The sequence below is a fragment of the Vibrio ishigakensis genome, from assembly GCF_024347675.1.
Classification (GTDB): Bacteria; Pseudomonadota; Gammaproteobacteria; order Enterobacterales; family Vibrionaceae; genus Vibrio; species Vibrio ishigakensis.
This window is the reverse complement of sequence record NZ_AP024881.1, coordinates 632,953-647,528: the sequence shown is the minus strand read 5'-3', so window position 1 is coordinate 647,528 and position 14,576 is coordinate 632,953. Positions and strand designations below refer to the sequence as shown.

The window sequence follows — 14,576 nt, the reverse complement described above, 5'->3', positions numbered from 1 at the left end:
CTATGAAAAAACTACTTCAAATAATTACCCTATGTGCCACAAGTGTTTTCGCTACCAGCTCACTAGCACAAGACAAAGAACTCTATTTCTACAACTGGTCTGAGTATATTCCCAACGAGGTCCTGCGTGATTTCACCAAAGAGACAGGTATCAAGGTCATCTACTCTACCTATGAATCAAACGAGTCTATGTACGCCAAGCTCAAGACCCAAGGCGGTGGCTACGACCTCATCGTGCCTTCTACCTACTACGTCTCTAAAATGCGTAAAGAAGGCATGCTACAGAAGATCGACCACTCTAAGCTTGAGCACTTCGCAGGCCTAGATCCGAACTTTTTGAATAAGTCTTTCGACCCTTCTAACGACTACTCTATCCCGTATATCTGGGGTGCCACTGGCATAGGTGTAAACACAGATATGCTGGACAAGAATGAGTTCACTAAATGGGACGACCTATGGGATCAAAAATGGGAAGGCCAACTGATGCTGATGGATGACTCTCGCGAAGTATTCCATATTGCGCTGACTAAACTTGGCTACTCCCCTAACACCACTAATCCAGATGAGATAAAGGCCGCCTACGAAGAGCTAAAAAAACTGATGCCAAACGTGCTGGTATTCAACTCAGATTTCCCGGCTAATCCATATCTCGCCGGCGAGGTTTCAGCGGGTATGCTTTGGAACGGTTCTGCTTACGCTGCCCGACAAGAAGGTGCAAACATAGAGATCGTTTGGCCGGAGAAAGGTGCAGTATTCTGGATGGATAGCCTAGCTATTCCAGCCAACGCTCAGAATAAGGAAGCGGCTCTTAAGATGATCGACTTCCTATTGCGTCCAGAGAACGCAGCTAAGATTGCAGTAGAAATCGGTTATCCGACTCCAGTGAAGACGGCTTATCCTCTGCTACCAAAAGAGTTTGTTGAAGATGAAAACATCTTCCCACCACAAGCGATTATGGATAGCGGTAATTGGCAAGATGAAGTAGGTGAAGCGGCTACCCTGTACGAAGAGTACTTCCAGAAACTCAAAGTGCAGTAATCCAGATACAAAAATGGCCACTCTTATGAGTGGCCATTTTTTATTTTTTGAAGGCTCGCAATTATGCGATGCGGTCTTTTTCCCACTCGGCCATTTTAGCAGCGCGAGCGGCAGCCTTTGCTTCGCGGCGTTTACGCGCATCACACGGCTCAGGACAGTTACATACCTTGTCGATACCCATGGCGTCTAATCCGCCACAGCTGCCTTTTACCACTTTCTTCTGGATGATATAGCCAATCGCCATCAGGGCAATGAAACCCAGAAATACTCCAAAGGTGACTAAGTATGTTGCCATTGTTGTACCCTTTTACTTCATGTATTTCGCAAATGCGTCAGAGTAGACCTCTTTAAAGCCATCCTCAGTTTTCACTATCATAAAGACAGCGAGATCATTTTCATTTGCGACCTGTAAACCTTTCTCTTCACCCAGCACCATAAGGCCGGTTGCCAAGCCATCTGCTGTCATACAAGAGGGGTGCAGTGCAGTCACTGAAACCACCTTGTTTGAGATTGGCTTGCCTGTGTTAGGGTCTATTATATGCGAATATCGGATTCCGTCACGCTCAAAATAGTTGCGATAATCACCAGAGGTCGCCATCGCCATATCACCAGGCTGAACAATCAGTTCCACTTGGCGAGTATTCACCGTTGGTTTCTCGATAGCGATACGCCAATCGATACCCTCAGCGTTAGCACCCTTAAGGCGAAGTTCGCCGCCAATTTCCACCATATAACGATGAATACCAACAGATTTGAGATACTCAGCAACTACGTCAACACCCCAGCCCTTTGCGATAGTAGACAGGTCTACATATAGGCTCGGCATGTCTTTACGTAGCATATTACCGTCAACCGACAGGTGATGAACACCAATCATCTCACGGCGAGCTGCAAGCTCTTCATCGCTAGGAACCTTGTCAGGACGTGCCTCAGGACCAAAACCCCACAGGTTAACCAGCGGACCTACGGTCACATCCAGTGCGCCTTGAGTAAGCTGACTCAGACGAATCGCTTCTTTTACTACCGTCGCGGTCTGCGGTGATACCTCGAACGCATCGGTCGTCTGCTGCTGGTTAAACTGACTTAGCTCCGAGGTTGGACGATAGGTAGACATCTGATCGTTCACTTCTTCAAGAAGCTCATCGATACGCGCTTGCACCTTTGTCGCCTCAGGCACATCACCTTCCGTAATATACTTGATATGGTAGGTGGTACCCATGGTCTTGCCCTGCAGAGCCACCTGCTGAGGTGCTTGCTCACAGCCAGTCAAAACCACTGCGGTCACTAACATGACCAGCAAAGCCTTAATTTTATTCCCAAGATGAGGTACTACTTTCATCCTAATCTCCATAGACCAAAAAGAAAAAAGGCTGACTCATTGAGCCAGCCGTTTTGGTTCGATTATCGATTAACCACCGAAGTCATCAAGTAGGATGTTTTCATCCTCAACACCTAGATCTTTAAGCATGCCGATTACAGCTGCGTTCATCATAGGTGGACCACACATGTAGTACTCACAGTCTTCAGGCGCTTCGTGGTCCTTCAGATAGTTTTCATACAGTACGTTGTGAATGAAGCCAGTGTAGCCATCCCAGTTATCTTCTGGCATTGGATCAGATAGAGCACAGTGCCAGATGAAGTTGTCGTTTTCTGCTTGTAGACCGTCGAAATCTTCTACGTAGAACATTTCACGCTTAGAACGTGCACCATACCAGAAAGACATCTTACGCTTAGACTTCAGACGCTTAAGTTGGTCGAAGATGTGCGAACGCATAGGCGCCATACCCGCACCACCACCAACGAATACCATCTCGTTGTCAGTCTCTTTAGCGAAGAACTCACCGAATGGACCAGAAATCGTACACTTGTCGCCCTCTTTAAGAGACCAGATGAATGATGACATGATACCCGGTGGAACGTCAGGATTATTAGGCGGCGGCGTAGCGATACGCACGTTCAGCATAATAATGCCTTCTTCTTCTGGGTAGTTAGCCATAGAGTAAGCACGGATAGTCTCTTCGTTTACCACTGACTCATAACGGAACAGATTAAACTTGTCCCAGTCCTCACGGTACTCTTCTGGTACGTCGAACTCTGAGTATTTAACGTGGTGCGCTGGTGCTTCAATCTGAATATAACCACCTGCACGGAACGGAACAGACTCACCATCAGGGATCTGAAGTTTCAGCTCTTTGATGAAGGTTGCTTTGTTATCGTTAGAGATAACTGAACATTCCCACTTCTTAACGCCGAAGATCTCTTCTGGAAGTTCGATTTCCATGTCTGCTTTAACAGCTACCTGACACGCTAGACGCTCACCTTCACGTGCTTCACCCTTACTGATGTGGTCAAGCTCGGTCGGCAGGATGTCACCACCGCCAGATTTAACTTTTACGCGACACTGACCACAAGAGCCACCGCCACCACAAGCAGACGATACAAAGATACCGTTGCCTGCTAGTGCACCTAGAAGTTTGTCACCAGGTGCTACAGCGAAGCCTTTTTCAGGGTCGCCGTTTACTAAGATGTTTACGTCACCTGTAGGTACAAGCTTGGATTTGGCAAACAGGATTACCAGTACCAAAGCCAGTACAATCAGAGTAAACATCACAACGCCAAGAATAATATCCATTGACTAATCCTTTTCTATTTACTCTTACAGTTGAACACCAGAGAACGATAGGAAACCCAACGCCATCAGACCAACAGTGATAAAGGTAATACCTAGACCACGTAGACCTGGAGGAACGTCAGAGTACTTCATCTTCTCACGGATACCCGCTAGCGCAACGATAGCTAGCATCCAGCCCACACCAGAACCGAAGCCGTATACTACAGACTCAGCGAAGTTGTAGTCACGCTGAACCATGAAAGATACGCCACCAAAGATCGCACAGTTAACCGTGATTAGCGGTAGGAAGATACCCAGTGCGTTGTACAAAGGTGGGAAGAAACGGTCAAGAACCATCTCTAGGATCTGTACAAGTGCTGCGATTACACCGATGAAGGTGATGAAGTTTAGGAAGCTAAGGTCAACACCCGCTACCAATGCGTTCTCTTTAAGAACTAGGTTGTATAGAAGGTTGTTCACAGGTACTGCAATTGTCAGTACTGCGATTACCGCTACACCAAGACCGAAAGAGGTTTTTACCTTCTTAGATACTGCAAGGAATGTACACATACCCAAGAAGAAAGAGAGTGCCAAGTTTTCGATGAAGATCGATTTAACTAGCAAGCTAATATAATGTTCCATGACGTCCTTACTCCTTCGCTTCTACTTGCTCTGGCTTGAAGATACGGATTGCCCAAATCATAAAGCCGATTAAGAAGAATGCAGATGGTGCTAGCAGCATCATACCGTTAGGCTGATACCAACCGCCGTTGCTCACTAGAGGAAGCACTTCTAGACCGAACAATTTGCCTGAGCCAAATAGTTCGCGGAAGAATGCAACCGTGATAAGCACGAAGCCATAGCCAAGGCCGTTACCGATACCGTCCAGTAGAGATGGTAGTGGTGCAGACTTCATAGCGTAAGCTTCAGCACGACCCATAACGATACAGTTGGTGATGATTAGACCAACGAATACCGATAGCTGCTTAGAAATGTCGTAAAGGAAGGCTTTAAGCACCTGGTCTACAACAATTACTAGCGAAGCAATGATCGCCATCTGTACGATGATACGTACACTATTAGGGATATGGTTACGAATAGAAGATACGAAGAAGTTAGACAAAGCGGTTACGAAGATTACCGCTAGAGTCATAACGAACGCCGTCTCTAGTTTGGTGGTTACTGCTAGTGCAGAACACACACCTAGTACCTGCAAAGCGATTGGGTTGTTATCTAGAACAGGAGCCCAAAGGTTTTGCTTCGCTTCTTTGGAAATTGCCATTAGTTCAACTCTCCTTCGCGTACTTTAGCTAGGAAAGGACCAAAGCCCATGTCACCTAACCAGAAATCGAAAGTGTGCTGCACGCCGTTACCTGTCAGGGTTGCACCAGACAGACCGTCTACACCGTGGATATCACCAGGTGCTGCACCGCCTTTAACGATTGAAATGGCTGGCTTGAAGTTGTCATCAAACAGCTTCTTGCCTTCGAACTGTGCACGCCATGATGGGTTTTCGATCTCGCCACCCAATCCTGGAGTTTCACCTTGCTCGTAGTAAGTGATGCCAGAAACCGTGTTTCCGTCCATCTCTACCGCCACAAATGCGTACATCATTGACCAAAGGCCGTTACCGTGTACAGGTAGGATTACCTTAGAGTAAGTACCTTCTTGCTTAACAAGATATACGGTACCGATATCAGCGCGACGGATGATCTTAGCTTTGTCATCCTCTGCTGATAGGCGCTGAGATTGCGCAGGATCTTTAGCAGCACTACGTTGGTCGTAGCTCGCTGCGTCAGAGCCATCCTCTGCTGATTCAACAAACTCACCAGTATCAAAGTTCACCAAGCGTGGCTCGATGAACTCTTGGAAAAGTTGAGGTACTGGAGCATTTTCTTCGATGCCAGCAACCTCAATGATCTTGGTTTGCTTGTCCAATTGCGCATTGGCTTGCTGCTTATCACGCAAGCCAACCGCTGCTGTCGATACCACCACCGAGCACACTAAGCTCAGGCCGATGACCACCGACAGCGTCTTTTTAATGCTATCGTTCTTATTTGCCATAGCGTGCTAGTCTCCGCTTAACGTTCTTCTCAATAACGAAATGGTCGAACAGTGGTGCAAACAAGTTCGCGAATAGGATCGCCAGCATCATACCCTCTGGGTACGCTGGGTTGACTACACGGATGAGTATACACATTACACCGATTAGAGCACCGTACCACCACTTACCTTTGTTAGTGAAGGAAGCAGATACTGGGTCAGTTGCCATAAACAACATACCGAATGCGAAGCCACCTAGAACTAGGTGCCAGTGCCAAGGCATGCTGAACATTGGGTTAGTGTCAGAACCGATTAGGTTAAACAGAGTCGCTGTTGCAATCATACCGATCATTACACCGGCGATAATGCGCCAAGACGCAATCCCCATGTAAACGATCATAGCCGCACCCACTAGTAGCCATAGCGTTGAAACCTCACCGATAGAACCCGGGATGTTACCAACGAACGCATCCATCCAAGTGATAGCTTGACCAGTTACGTTGTGTACTAGTTGAGCTTCGCCACCTTGAGACCACTGGCTCAGAGCAGTTGCACCAGAGAAGCCGTCAGCTGCTGTCCATACTAGGTCACCAGAGATTTGGCCAGGGTATGCGAAGAATAGGAATGCACGGCCTGCAAGAGCAGGGTTCAGGAAGTTACGACCTGTACCACCGAAGATCTCTTTCGCTACTACCACACCGAAGGTGATACCTAGAGCCGCTTGCCATAGAGGAAGCGTAGGTGGAACGATAAGAGCAAACAGGATAGAGGTTACGAAAAAGCCTTCGTTAACTTCGTGCTTACGTACAACACAGAAAAGCACTTCCCAGAAACCACCTACGATAAATACCGTAGCATAGATAGGTAGGAAGTAGGTCGCACCGAGGAGCATCTTACTGCCCCACCCAGCTTCTGGACTAATGGAGCCACCAAGCATCTCGGTTAGCCAGTAGTGCCAATTGCCTGCAACGATTTCAGCTAGCTCAGAACCTGAGTGCAAGAATGTTAGAGCACTGATCGCTTGGTTACCTGCGTTGTACATACCCCAGAACATTGCTGGGAATACCGCAAACCAAACCATAATCATGATGCGTTTTAGGTCGACACTGTCACGAACGTGGGATTTCGTTTTAGTTACTGTACCTGGGGTATAGAAAACCGTAGCCACTGCTTCGTATAGTGGGTACCACTTTTCCCACTTACCACCTGCTTCAAAATCAGGTTCGATGTCTTCGATAAATTTCTTCAACATGATTAGCCTTCCTTCTCAATGGTGTCTAGGCATTCACGAAGAAGGTCACCGTACTCATATTTGCCCGGGCAAACATAGGTACAAAGTGCCAAATCTTCTTCCGCCAGCTCTAGAGCACCTAGGCGTTGTGCGCTATCAACATCACCGGCACACAAATCGCGAAGTAGGAGCGTTGGTTCAATGTCTAGTGGCATTACTTTTTCGTAGTTGCCGATTGGAACCATTGCACGCTCACCACCGTTGAGTGATGTCGTTAAGTTAAACAGCTGACCCTTGAATAGGTGTCCAAGGAATGAGCGAGTCACAGAGAACTTGTTCTTACCAGGCATAGCCCAACCGAATAGCTCTTTATCGCGACCTTCGCGCAGTGCTGAAACTTGTAGGTGGTAACGACCAAGGTATGCATGAGGACCTGCTGCCTTAGTACCACATAAGATAGAACCAGAGATAAGGCGAACCTCACCTGGCATTAATTCTTTTTCTGCTAGTTCAACGATGCTAGCGCCAACACTTGTCTTAACTAGACGAGGGTTGTTAACCACAGGGCCTGCAAGAGCAACCACGCGGTTAGAATCGATTTCACCTGTAATGAACAGGTTACCGATCGCGATAACGTCTTGATAGTTGATGCTCCACGCTACTGCCTCTGCGTTAACAGGGTACAAGTAGTGCATATGCGTGCCAGCAAGACCTGCTGGGTGTGGGCCACCGAATACGTGCTCTTCAACATTTGGTTGAGATGAACGAGGTAGAGAACCACCGTTCTTACACACGTAAACTTTTTCGTCGGTTAGAACAGAAAGCACATCAAGACCAGCGATGAAAGCATCAGACTGTTCGTTGATAATCACTTCTGGGTTTGCAGCGAGTGGGTTGGTGTCGATAGCGGTAACAAAGATAGCTTTTGTTTTCGCTTCCACTGCTGGAACCTTGCTGAACGGACGAGTTTTCAAAGCGGTCCAAGCACCAGAGTCAATCAGCTGCTTACGGATGATAGCTTCATCCAGGTTAGCTAGTTGCTCTTGGGTGTATTTTTCGAAAGTGATCTGCTCTTCACCCGCTACCTCGATAACGACTGACTGCAAAACACGTTTCGCACCACGGTTAACCTCTACAACCGTGCCACTTTGTGGGGCGGTAAATACTACGCCTGGGTTCTTTTTATCTGCAAAAAGAACCTGACCTTTCTTTACTGTATCCCCAACGCGAACATGCATCGTTGGACGCATACCCACGTACTCTTCGCCAAGCAAGGCGACTTTTGAGACGGAATTACCGTCATTAATCACCTGGGTTGGGGCTCCCGAAATCGGAAGATCCAGACCCTTCTTTATTGTAATCATACGCACTTGCACTATTTCTAAGGAAAAAAGATTGCTTACACAACACAGGTGCTATCCATTACACCTATGTATGAGTAACTGATTTCCTATCAGCTACTCTTGTAATTCCATTTGAGCTCTAGATGCGAGCTCCGTCCGGGCGGAGAATTGTAGCATTCACCCCACCTAGATTCCATGCGACAAGATAATCAATCGCGATTATTTGACGGAATTCCTCCAAATAAATCTGCATAATTGATCTAGCGCACAGAAAGCATGTTTATTTTATGAGCGGTAGTTATCTGTCACACCGCTTTATCAGAACGACTTATAAGTTAGCGCTCTCCCCCTCTGCATTGAGGGCTGTCCGGAATGCTACTCTGCTCACTCCATTCATCTTTGGTTAGGGTATGCATCGACAAGGCATGCAAACCCTGAGCAAATTCATCACTCAGCGCTGAGTTTACAAGTCTGTGTCTAGCAATCAGCCTAAGATCATCGAATTTGTCACTCACAATCACCACCTTAAAATGGCTCTCAGAGCCTGGTGGCACGTTGTGCATATGGCTTTCGTTGATGACTTGAAGGTGGTGTGGAGAGAACGTTTGATTCAGTTTTCGCTCGATCGTCTGTTGTAGCATTTTGATTCTCGTTGTTTACATCTAAGTATAATTCAAGCGGTTAAAATTTATACTTTTATTACGTATATCTTGTAATACCAGACCAATTGCTCGGCTCGAGCATGATTTGGCTATTCTAATCAATTACACACGTGCTGGTCGCAAAAGAAAATACGATTTGCGACAATAGAGTAAGACTAAGATCACTATTTTAACAATATGAAAACCACTCTCTCACTACATGGTCAAAACTTAAGCCTTTTGCGTTTTCCAAAGCTGCCTAAAGAGACACTGCAAGCTTGGGATGCCGGTGACGAATATATCATCGACCACTTCCAAGATGCGCCCCTCGAAAAAGGTAAACATATTTTGATATTAAACGATCAATTTGGCGCCTTAAGTTGTTGGTTTTCTAAAGACTATCAGGTAAGCATGCAGACCGACTCTCATGTTAGTTGGCAAGGCAGTTTAAAAAACCTGCAACGCAACGAGTGTAATCAGGTTCAGCTACTCCGTTCTACCGACCCTCTTCCTGAGAAGGTGGACCTAGTCCTGATGAAGATACCGAAAAACAACCGTTTCTTGGTGTGGCAACTGAGTCAACTGCGTCAGCACATCTCACCTGATGTAGAGGTAATCGCGGTAAACAAAGCTAACCTGATTCATACCTCTACCCTGAAGCTATTCGAAAAATACCTAGGTGAAACACGCACCTCTCTAGCTAAGAAAAAGCACCGATTGGTGTTTAGTCGCGCGGACAAAACCCTAACAGCCACCTCTGAGCCGAGCATCAGTTGGGATGTTCCAGAGCACGATCTCAAGTTAGAGAACCTGCCAAACGTATATTCCGGTGAAAGCTTAGATCTGGGTGCACGCTTTTTCCTTGAACACCTTCCTTCGAGCGACAGGGGACTCGATATCATAGACCTAGGCTGCGGTAACGGAGTGTTATCTGCCAAAATTGCACGCCTCAATCCAAACGCCCATATCACTAGCGTTGATGAGAGCTTTATGGCGGTTGAATCTGCTAAGCGAAATATTGCCCGTAACCTTGGCGAGAAAAAACGCTTCACCTTTAGAGCCAACAACTGCCTAGATAAGTTCGAGCCACAAAGCTGCGACCTGGTTTTGTGCAACCCGCCATTCCACCAACAGAATACCGTTACCGATCATATTGCTTGGCAGATGTTCACCGACAGCAAGCGCACTCTGCGCAAAGATGGAGAGCTTTGGGTAATTGGGAACCGCCATCTGGGCTATGTGGCTAAGCTCGGGCGCCTATTTGGTAAAAACAACGTCAAGGTTGTGGCAAGCAATAGCAAATTTGTCATTGTTCGTGCTAAAAAAGCTGTTATATCCAAGTAAAAACAATAAGCTAAGACTACTTCCTCTCATCAATATAAAGGGAAATACAATGAGAAAATTGCTGATCGCAGCCGCCGCTACCCTAGCGCTTGGTGGCTGTGCGAGCCCGACGTCGGATCAACTGCATTTCACCCCAGCAGCCGATAACCACAACATCACGCTAAACGAGACCAAATCGGTGGCGCTAACCACCAAAGACATTCGTACAGCTCAGTACCTAGCCTTGGTCAAAAAGAATGAAGATAAGGCACTACCAATCCATGCCAAAGAGAACGTTCGCATCGCTTTTGGTAACGCCCTACAAGAGGTGCTAACGACTCAAGGTTTTGAGATCAATGGCGACAGCAGTAATCAGATCCAACTAGAGGTTCAAGAAGCGCTAGTGCGCGTTACTTCATCGACCTTTAGCAATCAGATGCAAGCCAAGGTAACCCTGACGGTTACCGCAGAAACGCCATCAGGTAAATTTGTGAAGACCTACAGCGGCAGTGCAAAGGCAGAAAACTCTATGGGTGCATCAAACGAGCAGATCGAGCATGTTATCAATCATGTGTCTAAGCTAGTACTTAACGAAATCGCCAACGATGTTGAGCTTATCGATTACATGGAGGAGAACTTTAAATGATACGTGCCCTACTACTTTGCTGTGCCCTATTCAGTACCAGCGTATTCGCAAATACTAAGGTGTTATTCGAAACCAACCTAGGTAACTTCGTTATTGAGCTCAATGAGCAAGCGGCGCCTGTAACCACTAAGAACTTCCTTCGTTACGTAGAAGACGGTAGCTACGAAGGCACCATCTTCCACCGTGTTATAGGTGGCTTTATGGCTCAAGGCGGCGGCTTTGACCAAGAGATGCAGCAGCTTTCTAGCTATGCTCCTATCAAGAACGAAGCTAATAACGGCCTAAAGAACAAGGTCGGTAGTGTGGCTATGGCTCGTACTAACGATCCAAACTCAGCCACTCGTCAGTTCTTTATCAACTACTCAGACAACAGCTTCCTCGATTACTCAGCATCAAACCCAGGCTATGCGGTATTTGGTCAAGTCACCTCTGGCTTCGATGTAGTGCAACAGATGGCTACTATTCCAACTAAAAGCGCTGGCTTCATGAAAGATGTCCCTTCTACCCCTATCGTGGTCACAAAAGTAACTATCCAAAAATAGCGGATAGCTCAGACACTGTTACGGTTATTGATAAGGGCCAAATGATTTGGCCCTTTCAAGGATGAAACAGTGCAAAAGGAACAGCAATGACAGAAAAAATGTCTTGGCGCGAAACCATTCGTAGCTACCTAGACAAACGCCTGATGTGGGTGTTTATGATGGGTTGCTCCAGTGGTTTTCCATGGGTGCTTATCGGCTCAAATATGTCCGGTTGGCTAAAAGATGCAGGCCTAACTCGAGCGGCTATTGGCTACTTTGGTTCAGTGTTTGCTGTATACGCCATCAACTTCATGTGGGCACCCTTGGTAGACAGGGTGAAACTGCCTCTTCTGCACAGATTCCTCGGACAACGACGCTCGTGGATCTTGCTCTGTCAGGCAGTCATTCTAGGTTGTACTCTAGGTATTGCCGGTGTTGATCCTGCCAAGAATCTAATGTTCACCTCTATGCTTGCGCTATGTATCGCCATCGCTTCTGCGACCAAGGATGTAGCCATCGATGCCTATCGTATCGATACCTTTCCAAAGAGCGAGCCATCGAAACTCCCTCAAGCATCGGCCATGGCGGTAATCGGTTGGTGGACAGGTTATTCTCTGCCTGGCTATCTCGCCTTCGTGAATGCCGACACTATTGGTTGGAATGGTGTGTATATGGGTATGGCAGCTTTGGTTGGCGTGCTTATGCTGTTTACACTACTAGTAGGCGAACCAAAAACAGACCGCAGTGCACTTCAAGCAGAAGCGGAACAACGCCATGCTAAAGTCGTAGGCTCAAGGCTTGTAGCTTGGTTCAGTGTTACCCTCATCGAACCATTCGCAGACTTCTTCAGGCGCAACGGTGTTCGCGTCGCCATGACACTATTGCTGTTTGTATTCCTGTTTAAGATTGGCGAGGCCTTTTTGGGCAGAATGTCGATACCTTTCTACAAAGAGATCGGCTTTAGCAACGAACAAATAGGTCACTACTCCAAACTAATTGGTTGGGGCGCTACCATAGTGTTCACTTTAGTGGGCAGTATGTTTAACGTGAAGTTCGGTATAGTGCGCGGCCTGATGATTGGTGGTATTGCCATGTCAGCCAGTAACCTGATGTTCGCTTGGATAGCAAAAGCAGGTCCAAGTGAAACTCTGTTCCTTGCCACCATCATAGTGGACAACTTCACCACGGCGTTCTCCACCGTTGCCTTCGTTTCCTTCTTGACCATATTGACCGGCCAAGCCTTCTCCGCAACCCAATATGCACTGCTCGCTTCCTTGGGTAACTTTGGGCGAACGACTTTGGCGTCCTTCAGTGGCGAACTAGTCGACTACCTCAATGACTGGTCCCTGTTCTTTATCCTGACTGCTTTGATGGTCGTGCCGAGCCTGATTATGCTCTACTCACTCCGCCACTATTTTACCGCGCTGCTCGCCAAGGCTAAGGAGCGAGATAGTAAGGTAAAAAAGTCTGATGATGATTTAGAAACCGACACGCAATCGGCATAAAAAATGGGAGCTTTCAGCTCCCATTTTTACTTCTAAGGGTACATTCCCCTACCGAACATATTGAATATTCGCGCAGCCCCTTGGGTGAAAACCATAGGGTCGCTCAACACGGTTAAGCACAAGCAGTCTTGCCCTTCTTCAGTTCTTGGAGAGTGCTTGGTAGTACCATCAGCGATCATATAATCGCCTTCTTGGTAGCTGCCCTCTTCGTCGGAGAATCGACCGTGTAACACTAGTGTGGTCTCGATACCTTTGTGGGTATGTTGAGGGACCTGAACACCGCCGCTGATGTATAGCAAGCTCACGCGTTCACTCTCACCTAGATCAAAGTTGGCACTGTAGACTTTCCCGCCGTAGCTCTTCCAGTCACCCAGTTTTTTGCTGAGCCTATGAAGAGCTCTAGGAAGAACGAATTCCTTGCCATTCACGCTCACTTTAACACCGGGGTCTAAGCGAGGAACCAGTGGGGTGCGCTGTAAACTCGTAATCTCACCTAACATTTGCTCCATCTCTACCGGCAAGTCCGTCGACACAACAGTTTCTGGTGCATCGGCTTTGAACTCCTGCTCGTCAAAGGTTTCACCAGCCAACTCTGCTACGAGTTGGTCTACCTTTGCCTGACACTGCTGGCAGGTTTCCAAATGAGAAGCGAGCGTTATTCCGTTACAAGCGTCTATGGTCCCATCCGCGTAGGCTTTCAAAAGTTCTATGCTTGGATGATGTTTCATACTTGTTCCGCCCTTATCGAATCCTTTAATTTCTCAACCGCTAGTCTCAATCTCGACTTAACGGTACCTAATGGAATATCAAATTTGTCTGCTACCTCTTGGTGAGGGAGCTCGTCTAAATAAATCGCCTTAACCACTTCTTTCTGCTTCACTGGCAAGATATCCAGATAGCGCACTATCTGCTCTCTCAGCATATTTCTCTCGGGAGAGTATTGGTCCACCAAATCTGGCGGGCAATAATCGTCTGGCCAAATATCTTCAGAATGAACATGCAGTTCTTTACCCTTTTGCTTACGCAATAAGTCAAAGCAAAGGTTTCTGGCTATGGTGTAGATCCATGTGGACAAAGCACTTTTGCTACTGTCGAACAGATGAGATTTTTGCCACACGGCAGCTAGCGTATCTTGCACTAACTCCATTGCCACTTGCTCATTCCCCATATGCTTGTACGCAAACTGCTTAAGCCTTGGGGTGAAGTGGCGAAAAATTACAGCAAACGCCTCTTTGTCTCCCTGTTGCACCTTAGCCATGCACTCAGCCCATTCAGCTCTCGATGGTCCTCGAGGAGAAGTGGTTGCGGCCTTGGTTTTCGTTTCCATGTATCACCTTTACAGTTGGGGAGGGGAACCTCCCCCTCCGTCACTCAGTTATGTCTCCAGCAAGGATACCGCCGTTGGTTGCAATCGCCTTTTACACCTTACCGTCTTCAAGAGTCGCCTCTTTCGGATCTAAGATTGAAGTCTTGCTACCTGTTGCCGTTACCGTCACAAAATAGGTACCGCCTGCCACATATACATTCTCTACAAACTTTGTATACGTGAAGTTTGGTATAGCTAGATCACTCGATGAGATATCAGCTCCTGCTGTTAAGTATACGTCAACCTCAGCTGCCGCTCCGACAGATGCTCCATGAAGTACATTTAATGTCGCACTGGTCACTGTTGGAC

At 47.1% G+C, this 14,576-nt stretch carries 17 protein-coding genes; 5 read left to right on the top strand and 12 right to left on the bottom strand.

Annotation, left to right across the window (positions count from 1 at the left end; genetic code table 11):
- The first annotated feature begins 2 nt into the window (after nt 1-2).
- The gene (locus Pcarn_RS03050) at nt 3-1,037 is read left to right on the top strand and encodes an extracellular solute-binding protein (RefSeq protein WP_261834932.1); all 1,035 of its coding nucleotides are present in this window, start codon (nt 3-5) and stop codon (nt 1,035-1,037) included.
- Between the two features lie 61 nt (nt 1,038-1,098).
- Here Pcarn_RS03050 and nqrM read toward each other — a convergent pair whose 3' ends face one another.
- The 9 genes from nqrM to Pcarn_RS03005 form a co-directional block, all read right to left on the bottom strand.
- The gene (gene nqrM / locus Pcarn_RS03045) at nt 1,099-1,332 is read right to left on the bottom strand and encodes a (Na+)-NQR maturation NqrM (protein WP_261834931.1); all 234 of its coding nucleotides are present in this window, start codon (nt 1,330-1,332) and stop codon (nt 1,099-1,101) included.
- 12 nt (nt 1,333-1,344) lie between these two features.
- Nucleotides 1,345-2,346: an FAD:protein FMN transferase gene (locus Pcarn_RS03040; protein ID WP_390904479.1), complete on the bottom strand. Its 1,002-nt coding sequence runs from the start codon at nt 2,344-2,346 to the stop codon at nt 1,345-1,347.
- A 99-nt stretch (nt 2,347-2,445) separates the two neighbouring features.
- On the bottom strand, nt 2,446-3,669 hold the full coding sequence (nqrF, locus tag Pcarn_RS03035; protein WP_261834929.1) for an NADH:ubiquinone reductase (Na(+)-transporting) subunit F: 1,224 nt from the start codon (nt 3,667-3,669) through the stop codon (nt 2,446-2,448).
- Nucleotides 3,670-3,693: 24 nt separating this feature from the next.
- Nucleotides 3,694-4,290 (bottom strand): NADH:ubiquinone reductase (Na(+)-transporting) subunit E, encoded by a 597-nt coding sequence (gene nqrE / locus Pcarn_RS03030; protein ID WP_261834928.1) that lies wholly within the window; start codon nt 4,288-4,290, stop codon nt 3,694-3,696.
- Nucleotides 4,291-4,297: 7 nt separating this feature from the next.
- Nucleotides 4,298-4,930 carry an NADH:ubiquinone reductase (Na(+)-transporting) subunit D gene (locus Pcarn_RS03025; protein WP_261834927.1) on the bottom strand — a complete coding sequence of 211 codons (633 nt, stop codon included), beginning with the start codon at nt 4,928-4,930 and terminating at the stop codon, nt 4,298-4,300.
- Nucleotides 4,930-5,712, bottom strand: a complete 783-nt coding sequence (locus Pcarn_RS03020) for a Na(+)-translocating NADH-quinone reductase subunit C (RefSeq protein WP_261834926.1) — start codon at nt 5,710-5,712, stop codon at nt 4,930-4,932. Before Pcarn_RS03020 ends, Pcarn_RS03025 begins: the two co-directional genes overlap by 1 nt.
- A complete protein-coding gene (locus Pcarn_RS03015; protein ID WP_261834925.1) occupies nt 5,702-6,943 on the bottom strand; it encodes an NADH:ubiquinone reductase (Na(+)-transporting) subunit B in 1,242 nt (413 codons plus the stop codon). Before Pcarn_RS03015 ends, Pcarn_RS03020 begins: the two co-directional genes overlap by 11 nt.
- A gap of 2 nt (nt 6,944-6,945) precedes the next feature.
- The gene (locus tag Pcarn_RS03010; protein WP_261834924.1) at nt 6,946-8,286 is read right to left on the bottom strand and encodes a Na(+)-translocating NADH-quinone reductase subunit A; all 1,341 of its coding nucleotides are present in this window, start codon (nt 8,284-8,286) and stop codon (nt 6,946-6,948) included.
- 314 nt (nt 8,287-8,600) lie between these two features.
- Nucleotides 8,601-8,906, bottom strand: a complete 306-nt coding sequence (locus Pcarn_RS03005) for a BolA family protein (RefSeq protein WP_261834923.1) — start codon at nt 8,904-8,906, stop codon at nt 8,601-8,603.
- Between the two features lie 198 nt (nt 8,907-9,104).
- Here Pcarn_RS03005 and Pcarn_RS03000 point away from each other — a divergent pair, with 198 nt between their 5' ends.
- From Pcarn_RS03000 to Pcarn_RS02985, 4 genes are all read left to right on the top strand, one after another.
- A complete protein-coding gene (locus Pcarn_RS03000; protein WP_261834922.1) occupies nt 9,105-10,250 on the top strand; it encodes a methyltransferase in 1,146 nt (381 codons plus the stop codon).
- A 49-nt stretch (nt 10,251-10,299) separates the two neighbouring features.
- Nucleotides 10,300-10,875 (top strand): YajG family lipoprotein, encoded by a 576-nt coding sequence (locus Pcarn_RS02995; protein WP_261834921.1) that lies wholly within the window; start codon nt 10,300-10,302, stop codon nt 10,873-10,875.
- Nucleotides 10,872-11,417, top strand: a complete 546-nt coding sequence (locus Pcarn_RS02990) for a peptidylprolyl isomerase (protein ID WP_261834920.1) — start codon at nt 10,872-10,874, stop codon at nt 11,415-11,417. Before Pcarn_RS02995 ends, Pcarn_RS02990 begins: the two co-directional genes overlap by 4 nt.
- 86 nt (nt 11,418-11,503) lie before the next feature.
- Nucleotides 11,504-12,901, top strand: coding sequence for an AmpG family muropeptide MFS transporter (locus tag Pcarn_RS02985; RefSeq protein WP_261834919.1), 1,398 nt, complete (start codon nt 11,504-11,506; stop codon nt 12,899-12,901).
- A gap of 32 nt (nt 12,902-12,933) precedes the next feature.
- Here Pcarn_RS02985 and Pcarn_RS02980 read toward each other — a convergent pair whose 3' ends face one another.
- The 3 genes from Pcarn_RS02980 to Pcarn_RS02970 all read right to left on the bottom strand — a co-directional run bounded on the left by Pcarn_RS02980 (nt 12,934) and on the right by Pcarn_RS02970 (nt 14,568).
- Entirely contained in the window at nt 12,934-13,629 is a 696-nt protein-coding gene (locus Pcarn_RS02980) for a ChrR family anti-sigma-E factor (protein WP_261834918.1), read from the bottom strand.
- Nucleotides 13,626-14,228, bottom strand: coding sequence for a sigma-70 family RNA polymerase sigma factor (locus Pcarn_RS02975; protein ID WP_261834917.1), 603 nt, complete (start codon nt 14,226-14,228; stop codon nt 13,626-13,628). The genes Pcarn_RS02980 and Pcarn_RS02975 overlap by 4 nt, the downstream gene beginning before the upstream one ends.
- A 91-nt stretch (nt 14,229-14,319) precedes the next feature.
- Complete coding sequence (locus Pcarn_RS02970; protein WP_261834916.1) at nt 14,320-14,568, bottom strand: hypothetical protein; 249 nt, start codon at nt 14,566-14,568, stop codon at nt 14,320-14,322.
- Nucleotides 14,569-14,576 lie beyond the last annotated feature (8 nt).